The sequence below is a fragment of the Streptomyces anatolicus genome, from assembly GCF_019400875.1.
GTDB lineage: Bacteria > Actinomycetota > Actinomycetes > Streptomycetales > Streptomycetaceae > Streptomyces > Streptomyces anatolicus.
In genome coordinates this window covers 67,622-76,657 of the sequence record NZ_WMBF01000002.1, presented here as the reverse complement: position 1 = coordinate 76,657, position 9,036 = coordinate 67,622, and the positions used below count along the sequence as shown (strand labels likewise).

Genomic DNA, 9,036 nt, shown 5'->3' with positions numbered 1-9,036 from the left:
CCCTTCGGGCTGCGCCCGAAGAAAGCGAACAGCCGTGCTGCGCACGGCTGTTGCGCTCCCGCTCCGCGGGAGCGCTGGTGGGTTGCTGCGCAACCCACCTCAACCCCATTGCTGTGCAATGGGGTTGAGGCTCCGTTCGCTGCGCTCTCGGAGCCACGGGACGTTGTCCCGTGGTCGGCCTTTCGCTTCGCTCCAGGCCGACTGTGCCGGGTCCGCTGCGCTCCCCCGGCACGGGACTTCCGGCTGCGCCTTCAGTCCTTGGCCCGCTAACGCGGCCCCGGGCCCTGCTGGCTACAGCGTGGCGGGGTCAGGCGTTCACGTGGCCGGGGCAATAGCCCGCCGCCGGGGCGCAGCATGATGTACCGGTTTATGTCCAGGGGCTGCCTGGAGACGGTGCAGCCACAGGGAGGTCGCGGCGAGCAGACCGGTGAAGACCACCAGGAAGAGCAGGGAGACCCACATCTGTCGGCTCCCGGGCTGGGTCCATCCCGTACGGAGGGCGGTGGCCGCCCACAGCAGGACACCTGCCGTGTAAAAGACGCGGGTCCGGCGCAGCTGGCGTACGGCCCGCAGGGACGTGAGGTGTTCAGTCTTCGGTGCCATGCCAGCCCGTGTACCCGCATTCACACCCCTCATCGGGATTCATGACAGTTGATGATGCGCTGCGCGGGCCCCTTCGCGCTGTGCGTGGACCACCAACTGCAGGCCGGTGCTGGCCGCATTGCGAGGCGCGGCCCACTCTTCGGCCAGCCAGTGGCTTCCGCTGCACTCCAGCCACGGTGACGCTGCCCATCACCGGGCGTGCCACGCTTTGCGTGGCACGCCTTCGAGCTTCGGTCCTGGCCGCTACGAGGTAGCGTCCTCGGGCTGAGTCACTGTCAGGGCCCAGCGGATGTTCTGGGCCGAGGTGTCGATGCCTACCGTGAAAGATCCCTCAACGATCCCCGGAGGTAGCGTCACGGACTGCCTGCCCGCTTCACCCGCCGGACAGTCCACCGCGAACTCGGCTACTTGCACCTGCTGGGATTCCATCGTTGCCACTACGCTGCCGCCCCCTTCACAGACCACCGTGAGGACGGTCGGCAGTCCCTTCCAGGCTCCCCCGGATACGACTCCCCCATCCCCGGCGCTCTCCTCCACCCACACCAGACCATCAGGTCCAGGGTGCGGAAGAAGCCCTCCAGCAGCAGCCGCAGGCAGGACCCCTCCCCCAGTGATCCCAACAGCCGTCAGTACAGCCACCGTTAAGGCCTTGGTCGCTCTTCTCATGTCCCGCCCCTACCGTTCGCCTGTCATGACGGGGCAAGTGTGGCGTAGAGATGGCCTTCGCACCTGAGTACAGCTACTCACATTTCCCGACGGGGGCGCCCCCAGGGAGGCAGTATCCGACATGCTTTCGGACTGGCTGCTTCGTTTTGAGAAGGGGATAGACTCTGGAACAGGAGCACACCCCCCGAGGGGCCTCCGGAGGGACCTCGAGACAGGTCAGCGACCTCGTCGGCCCTCGGGGAGGAAGTGGAACCAGCCGATCACCACAGACCAATCGCAGACTCAACAACCCATCTGTGTGGGGAAACCCATCTGTGTGGGGATTTCCCGCTCCTTGCGACCGGGCGGCACCCTGAGAGAAGGCAGGCGAACATGTCCGGCCCAGACCGCAGTGACCAGCGCGAGGCAGCCCAGCGAGAAGCCGTTGACGCTGTTGTGCGTGCCCTTGAATTACCTGCAAGATCACTGGTGCCCGAGCGGGGTCTTCGAACGCAAGTGATCATGGCGACCGGGTCCGGGAAGACCCGGGTAGCGGTCCGGAGCGCGGAGGAGCTCCAGTCGGGCCGTGTGCTGGTGCTCGTGCCCTCGCTGGATTTGCTCGCCCAGACCGAGGCCGCGTGGCGTGAGGGGGGCCGTCGAGGACCGATGATCGGGGTGTCCTCCTTGCGGGGTGAGGAGGTGTCCTTCCCCAACACCACGGACGTGGACGAGCTGGTGGAGTGGACGCGGGGCCTGGAGAAGGTGACCGTGTACGCCACGTACGCGTCGCTTGGTCTGGGCACGCTGGAGCGGGCGCACGCTGCGGGTTTGGCGGCCTGGGACCTGATCGTTGTGGACGAGGCCCACCGGGTTTCGGGTCGAATCGGGAAGCCGTGGGCGGTCGTGCACGACAACCTGAAGATCCCGTCTCTGCGTCGGTTGTACATGACGGCCACGCCGCGGTTGTGGCAGCTCGGGGACGAGGCCGACGCACCGGGTGGGCTGGTCGCGAGCATGGACGATGACCCTGAGGGCCCGTTTGGCAGCAGGGCGTTCACTTTGACGCTCTCGGAGGCGATCGACCGGGGAATCTGCGCCCCCTACCAGGTGGTGTGCGTGGACGTCACCGACACTGCACTCCAGGCCGCGCAGCTCTTGGGGGCGGAGGGCAGCTCGGCAGCAGTGCGCGGGGCGCGGCTCGCGGCTCTGCAGACTGCTCTGGTGAAGGCGTCGGCCGAGGAGGGTTTTCGCCGCACGCTGGTTTTCCACCACCAGGTTCGTGAGGCCGAAGCGTTCGCGGCCGGCCTTCCCGACGTCGCCGCGCAGCTGCACGCATCCGACCCCGAGCTGTATCCCCTGACGATCTGGGCGGACTGGCTGTGCGGGGACCACAAGCCTTTGCACCGGCGTCGGCTGCTCGCGGAGTTCGCGGCCGGGATCACAGATGACGGCACGGTGGTGGAGAAGTGCTTTCTGTGCTCGGTGAAGGTGTTGGGCGAGGGGGTCGACACCAAGAACTGCGACTCCGTGTACTGGGCGGACGTACGCGGCTCGATGCCCGATCTCGTCCAGGCCGTGGGCCGGGCGCTGCGGATGCAGCCGGGTGAGGGCAAGGTGGCAAGCCTGGTGGTGCCGGTGCTACTCGGGCCGGGCGAGACGGCGGACAACATGCTCACCTCCCGTGCCTTCGGCGGGCTGGCCAAGCTGTTGGAGGCGCTGCGGGCGCACGATGCCCGGGTCGTCGAGCAGCTCGCCGAGCAGCAGGCGCAGAGCCGTGTGAAGGATGTTCAGACACGCAGTGGGGAGAGGGAGTACCAGGAGTCGGAGAGCGACCGAAGCGACCGTGGATTGTCAGTGCCGGCGCGGGCGCTGCTGAAGTTCTCCACGCCGCGCGACCCGGCCGCCTTGGCGGCGTTCATCAACCTGCGCGTCCTCAACCCCGAGCACGAGCACTGGCGGCGCGGCGTGGAGGCCGCCGTCATTTACAACCGGCTGCACGGCGGCCTCCGCGTGCCGTTCACGTTTCGGGTGCCGGCAGTCGACGACCTGGAGGCGGAGGGTGAGGGGTGGCCGGCCTCACTCGCCGGGTTCCCGCTCGGGCAGTGGACCGCCGACGCTCGCCGGTTCTACGCCCGCGGTGACATGGACGCCGACCGCGTCGCGCAGCTGGAGAAGCTCGGCATGATCTGGTCGCACTTCGACGTCGCGTGGGAGGAGGGCCTGTCCGCCGCGCGCGGGTGGGCGGCCGAACACGGGCACCTCCTGGCCCCGCTGGACGCCACCTTCCAGGGGTACCGGGTGGGCATCTTTTTGAAGAACGCGCGGGCCGCCGCCCGGAAGGCGCAGGAGATCGAGCAGCGGCGGGCTGAGGGGCTGCCGGTTCAGTCGTCGGCCGGGGCGCTGTCGGGCGAGCGGCGTGAGCAGCTGGAGGAGATCGACGCATCCTGGTGCCCGAGCTGGCCCGTGGCCTGGCAGCGGTGCTTCCACCTGGTGAGGGTGCACCTGGACGCGGGCGAGGCACTGCCCACCATGGCGGGCGAGGTTCTGCGCCAGGGCGAGGACCTGGGGCGGTGGGTGCAGTCGGTGCGGCTCGGGTGGGAGCAGTTCACGAGCGTGCAGCAGTGGATGTGCGAGCAGGTTCTTGGGATCACACCCGCCAGCGAGGACGAGAAGCCGAAGCCGCGCCGTACGCAGGCCGACAAGTGGGCGATGAATTACCAGGCCGCCAAGCAGTTCTACGAGCGTGAGGGGCACCTGCGGGTGCCCAGGAAGTGGGTCGAACGGATCGCCGGCGGTGAGGGCCAGGAGGAACGGCAGCACAAGCTGGGAGCCTGGATCGGGAACCAGCGCAGCCGGGCCGCGACGCTGACACCGGAGCGGATCGAGCAGCTGTCCGCCCTCGGCATGCGCTGGACGTGATGGACGTCAGACTAGGCCCGGCCTGCTGGCGACGTTCGCCTCCGCGCGGACGGCCGGCGACGGGCCAGCCGCGAGGTCCAGCAGACGCCGCCGGGCACACGTAGCAGTCGACGAGCGGACACACGAAGCCTTGAGGTATACCACCTCAGATTCAGGGCAACAGCACATCAGACAGCTCGGCTCCCCCACCGAGCACAACGGGCCCCGCCACCATCCCCCCGGTGGCGGGGCACCCCCACCCCCGAGGCTCAGGCGGCGACAGGACTGCACAAGGACGTCTAGCCTTGGGCTCACGAGAGTGTTCACGCATAGGAGTCGAACGGTCAGGGTGTAGTGCCGCCATAAATCTTCAAGATTCTTTGCGCCCGACAGCAGACGCACCTGATCGCCTGTGTGCGTAAACAGAGCAGGTCGCACGGGAGCCGTTGCCCGCGGACACGGTCAACGGCTCCTTGTATGTCGCTGGGGTTGTCCCTATGACGGGGCTGGGGGCGGAGGTGTCCACCCCGGTGGTGCTTGTTGAACGAGTTCGAGTTCCTCGTCCAGGTACATTTCGCCGCCGGCCTGGGGGAAGGCGACCAGGAGTTCGCCGGTCGAGACGCGAGTCAGAACCTCTCCGACAGGGTCTTCCGGATGGTCGGTCGCCTCACGCGGGGTAACCAGGTCCCCCTCAACGAAGCGTCGCCCAGGACCGGGAGAGCCTGTCAGCCGCTCTGTGCCAGACATGAATCACGTCCCTTGTGTCCGCTCGGGCCCCTTTGCCCCTTGGTCCAGTAGGCGGTCACGATGCCCTTCTGGCCCATGTTCTGCCCGTGGAAATTCCAGTCGGCGTAGTCGACGTACACGCACATTGTGCGCTTACTCGTGCCGCTCCTGTAGGGGTAGCAGTAGAGCGTGTAGTACTGGCGAATTTGCTTGCATATGCCGTTGTTAAAGGCGCCCTGCCACCTCTTCTTGGCAGCGCGGGTGTAGGGGTGGCTGGGCTTGTGGTGGTGCCGCCCGCCCTGCTTGATGTGGGCGCGCCCGAACTTCGCGTTGCCCGCCCGCAGGATGGGGTCCTCCCCTCCCGGCGAGGACAGCGTGGAGAAGCTGGTGTCAACGATCTTCGCCGCACCGCTGCCGTTCTTGATCGGGCCGGGGCTGGCGGTAGCGGAGGGGGTGGCGATGACACAGACGGCGATAGCCGCAGGGGCGAGGAGGTACTTCCGGTGTAACACAGGCAGCTCCCAGGATTCGTACGTGCGTTCGTCGCATCCTGCCCGCGCTACCCCACCCCTAACATCAGCGAACCGCCATCTTCCAGACAATCGGCAAGCTGGTATTTCCACTGGTTCAGCACGGAATACAGATGTTCTTGCTGGTTCGTCAGATCCTTGACATAGCCAACTGCCTGGCGGCCGCGCACGTTGGGCCCTGGCTGCACCGGGCGGAGCATCACCGGTCGGCCGGTGAGGTCCGCTGCCGTGAGGTCCGCCGCGGGGGCGATGCCTGCGGGTGCGCTTGGTCCGCGGCCTCAGCAGGTCGGCGGATGCCTGGGTGATGTCTGCGGGGCAGTGGTCGGGCACGGTGCCTTGGCTTTGGCTGGGGAGGGCCGGCGCGGGCCCGGTGTCAGGGGGAGATTTTCAGGTCGGCCACGACCCGGGAGAGGCCGCCCGCCCGGTAGGCGGCGCGTTGGCGGTGCGCTCCGGAACCGCCGGCGGCCAGACGCTCGAGGAAGGCCGTGACTCTGGGGAGGTCCCCGAGTTCCTCCAGTACGTCGCCGATGTGGTCCACCAGTCGGTGGCCGCGTTCGGGTGCCGGCAGCATCGCCCCGGAGAGCGCGTCCAGGCCCTGGCCGCTCCATCCGTCGCGCGTGCTGTACCAGTACGCGCCGCGCAGGAGCTCGCCTCGCAGACGCGGGCCGTGGTCGCCGCTCTCCACCAGACGGGCGCTGGTCACCACCAGCGCGCGGATGATTGCCGCCGCCGCGGCGGAGTCTGCGGGGTCGGCGGGAACGTCCGTACACCTGACTTCGAGTGTGGGCAGATGCGGATGCGGGCGGATGTCCCAGAACGGCAGGTCGGCGAAGGGCATCGTTCCCACCGCGGTGAGAGCCTGGGCGGTGCGCCGGTAGTCCTCGAAGGACTCGGCGTAGGGCGGCGGCCCGAGACTGGGCAGGCTCAGGCGGATCACCGAGCGCCAGCTCGCGAATTTGGTGTCACGTCCCTGGTGGAAGGGTGAGTTCGCGGTCATCTCCACCAGCAGCGGGAGCCACGCGCGCAGGTGATTGCTGACACGGACGGCCATGTCACAGTCGGGCAAGGCCACGTGGACATGCAGGGCGCAGATTGCGAAATCGTCCATCAGCGACCGGTACAGCTCCACACTGGCCCGGTAGCGGGGGTGGCCGCCCACGGGCAGCGGGGACCTGGCGATGACAGGCGTCGCAAAAGGACACACCCACACTCCCTCCTGGGCGGCGCAGGCGGCCAGCGCCTGCCGTAGCCGCACCAGGTGCGCGTGCAGTTCCTCCACGCGCGTGCATGGCGGCGTACGGATCTCGACCTGGGCTTTCGTGAACTCCCCGGCTACCAGGTCCCCCAGTACTGGGGCTGCCCGGCCGAGCACCTGGGGAGCGGCGGCCACGACGGCTCCGCTGGCGGAATCCACCAGGAAGAGCTCTTCCTCCACTCCCACCGTCGGTGGCCAGCCCCCGTGTCGCGCTCGTTCGGCGGGGCGCCGTCTTGGGCCCGCCTTGTTGCTGTCGTCCACCAGGCCATGGTCGCGCGTGCGCTCGGGGGCGTCATCCGAGCCCCGGCGATCGGCCCAGGGAAGCGGGAGCGTGCTCTTTCTCTGGGGGGGTGTGAGGCGGGACGCACTTTCGGCGGTGTGGGCGGTGGTGATCATGCTCGCGGTGAGGGACCAGGCGCCTCTGCCGCCTGCCGTGGAGGGCGCTCTGGCCCCGCCGGTGAGCGGCCGGGCGAGCTGCCGGAGAGCGCGGCCGGGCTGTACTCCCTGGACCACGAACGGCGGCTGTATGCCGCAGCCGCCGACCTGGAGCGCATGCGGGCCTGGGCGCTCTTCGACGTCCACGGTTCGTGCAACGACCGGATCTTCAAGTCCGCCCTCCAGTCCGCCCACAGCGCGGGGGACCCTGGCCTGGGGGCGCACATCCTCACCTTCTGGGCAGCCGCCGCTTACAACTGCGACCGGCCCGCCGAGGCCGAGTCCATGGCCAGCGCAGCCTTGAGCACCGTGCGCAGCAAGGCCGCCCCGTTCGTGGAGGCGCTCGCCTACGCCGGTCGCGCCCGTGCCCGCTCCCATCTCGGCGACGAGCGATGCTGGTCCGACCTCGACTTCGCCGAGCGGCACCTGCACGCGCCGAGCAGGACCAGGACGAGAGTGAGCCGGAGTGGGCCTCGCCGAGTTCCAGGGCTCACGCGCCTCCACCCAGCTGGCGATGGGACGCCCGCGTGACGCGGAGGACGCCTTCGACGGCGGCGCGGTACGCGGCCACGCCCTGTACCTGGTCCGCCAGGCCGACGGCGAAGACCACGAGCAGGACGGCACGCAGGCCGCCGCCGAAGCCGCCCCGCTGCACTTCTCCAGCCCACGCGGCGCCGCGACCATCGCCGCGTTCCTCCGAAGGCGGGTCTACCGGCCGCAGTCGCTGGTGTGGCTGGAGGGCTACCAGGCCCCCATCCGGAGGCGGAAGGAGAACGAGAACACCGGCCTCTACACCGTCCCGTCTGACGTCGAGGTGGAGTCGGCGTCACCAGCGTCACCAGCGTCACCAAGGACTTTCCCCTCGGACAGTGGGGGCACCAGCAGAAGAAGGCCCTGCGAGCGGGTGAGTTGGAGGAGCAACACAAAGACGCTGCTGGACACGCCGGAGGCCGGCATGGGGCGGGAGCCGGGCGAAGAAGCCCGGGCGAATAAACTCGCCGCGCTGCGCTCCTACCGGCCAGCCATCGGGCACCTCGCACCCCGACAGGACACCGCCTGAGGCGAAGGCGAGACGATGGTGCCCATCGGACAGCACATAGCCCTCGGTCGCGGGCAGCTCGCAGGCTGCTGACCTGGTCATAGGTCAGCAGGACACGTTCGGTCCAGCCCAGTAGCCGGTGCGGGTGATCCAGTCGCGCTCGATGTCCTCGCCCGAGCAGTCGAAATCACCGACCACGAGTAGAACCCCGTCGCGAGGGCCAGCGGTGACGCGGTCGTGGACGATGTCGGCGTACGACTGACCCCATCGGGCGCGCCATCGGGTCCACTCAGTGGCCGGCCTCCCGGCCACGGTGCGGTCCGGGCTCGCGGCCACGGTGCGGTCCGGGCTCCTGCGGGCGGTGCGCCTGCTGGTCCCCCGGGCGCGCCGGGTGCGGCGTTTAGGCGTCGTCGCGGCGCGCGAGGCGGTTCATGAAGCGCACCTCACCACGACCGGTGACCGCCCGGCTGCCCTCACCTCGAACGGTCTCCAGATGGATCCTCAGCCGCCCGGAAACCCTCACCGAGCCGGAACAACTTCGGCTCAAGACGATCCGCACCCAGTGCCCGGAACTCGACGCCCTCACCCGGCATGTCCGCTCCTTCGCGACCATGCTCACCGACCGCCAGGGCGAGCGTCTCACGGACTGGCTCGCCGCCGTCCGGCAGGACGACCTCCCCAGCCTCCACGCCTTCGCCGCCGGCATCGACCGCGACCTCGACGCCGTCACCGCCGGACTCACCCTGCCCTGGAGCTCGGGCGCAGTCGGGGGGCATGTCAACAGGATCAAGATGCTCAAACGCCAGATGTTCGGGCGGGCGGGCTTCCAACTTCTTCGCAAGCGCGCCCTATTGGCGTGACGCAGTGGCGGCGTCACGGAAGTTGAGTGGCAGCCGAGTCTCTCC

At 68.8% G+C, this 9,036-nt stretch carries 6 protein-coding genes and 2 pseudogenes; 4 read left to right on the top strand and 4 right to left on the bottom strand.

Going from position 1 to position 9,036, the window contains the following annotated elements; all coding sequences use genetic code 11:
• Window positions 1-315: 315 nt before the first annotated feature.
• Window positions 316-603, bottom strand: coding sequence for a hypothetical protein (locus GKQ77_RS00735; protein WP_219686611.1), 288 nt, complete (start codon window positions 601-603; stop codon window positions 316-318).
• A gap of 1,038 nt (window positions 604-1,641) precedes the next feature.
• On the opposite strand from GKQ77_RS00735, the gene GKQ77_RS00730 reads away from it, so the two are divergent.
• The gene (locus GKQ77_RS00730; protein ID WP_219686616.1) at window positions 1,642-4,167 is read left to right on the top strand and encodes a DEAD/DEAH box helicase; all 2,526 of its coding nucleotides are present in this window, start codon (window positions 1,642-1,644) and stop codon (window positions 4,165-4,167) included.
• A 704-nt stretch (window positions 4,168-4,871) separates the two neighbouring features.
• Here GKQ77_RS00730 and GKQ77_RS00725 read toward each other — a convergent pair.
• The 3 genes from GKQ77_RS00725 to GKQ77_RS00715 form a co-directional block, all read right to left on the bottom strand.
• Complete coding sequence (locus GKQ77_RS00725; protein ID WP_219686610.1) at window positions 4,872-5,384, bottom strand: hypothetical protein; 513 nt, start codon at window positions 5,382-5,384, stop codon at window positions 4,872-4,874.
• A 47-nt stretch (window positions 5,385-5,431) separates the two neighbouring features.
• Window positions 5,432-5,590, bottom strand: a complete 159-nt coding sequence (locus GKQ77_RS00720; protein ID WP_219686609.1) for a hypothetical protein — start codon at window positions 5,588-5,590, stop codon at window positions 5,432-5,434.
• A 185-nt stretch (window positions 5,591-5,775) separates the two neighbouring features.
• Window positions 5,776-7,053: a carboxylate-amine ligase gene (locus GKQ77_RS00715; protein WP_258020656.1), complete on the bottom strand. Its 1,278-nt coding sequence runs from the start codon at window positions 7,051-7,053 to the stop codon at window positions 5,776-5,778.
• Here GKQ77_RS00715 and GKQ77_RS00710 point away from each other — a divergent pair.
• The 3 genes and pseudogenes from GKQ77_RS00710 to GKQ77_RS00700 form a co-directional block, all read left to right on the top strand.
• Window positions 7,036-7,623 carry an NsdA family TPR-like regulatory protein gene (locus GKQ77_RS00710; RefSeq protein WP_258020655.1) on the top strand — a complete coding sequence of 196 codons (588 nt, stop codon included), beginning with the start codon at window positions 7,036-7,038 and terminating at the stop codon, window positions 7,621-7,623. The genes GKQ77_RS00715 and GKQ77_RS00710 overlap by 18 nt on opposite strands.
• Before the next feature lie 61 nt (window positions 7,624-7,684).
• Window positions 7,685-8,149 (top strand): annotated as a pseudogene (locus GKQ77_RS00705) (DEAD/DEAH box helicase); the annotation flags it as partial.
• Window positions 8,150-8,565: 416 nt separating this feature from the next.
• Window positions 8,566-8,991 (top strand): annotated as a pseudogene (locus GKQ77_RS00700) (ISL3 family transposase); the annotation flags it as partial.
• Between the last annotated feature and the right edge of the window lie 45 nt (window positions 8,992-9,036).

Bases quoted from the DNA above. Each gene is read 5' to 3' on its own strand.
- GKQ77_RS00715 (WP_258020656.1), bottom strand. From the start codon at position 7,053: ATGATCACCACCGCCCACACCGCCGAAAGTGCGTCCCGCCTCACACCC.
- GKQ77_RS00735 (WP_219686611.1), bottom strand. From the start codon at position 603: ATGGCACCGAAGACTGAACACCTCACGTCCCTGCGGGCCGTACGCCAG.
- GKQ77_RS00730 (WP_219686616.1), top strand. From the start codon at position 1,642: ATGTCCGGCCCAGACCGCAGTGACCAGCGCGAGGCAGCCCAGCGAGAA.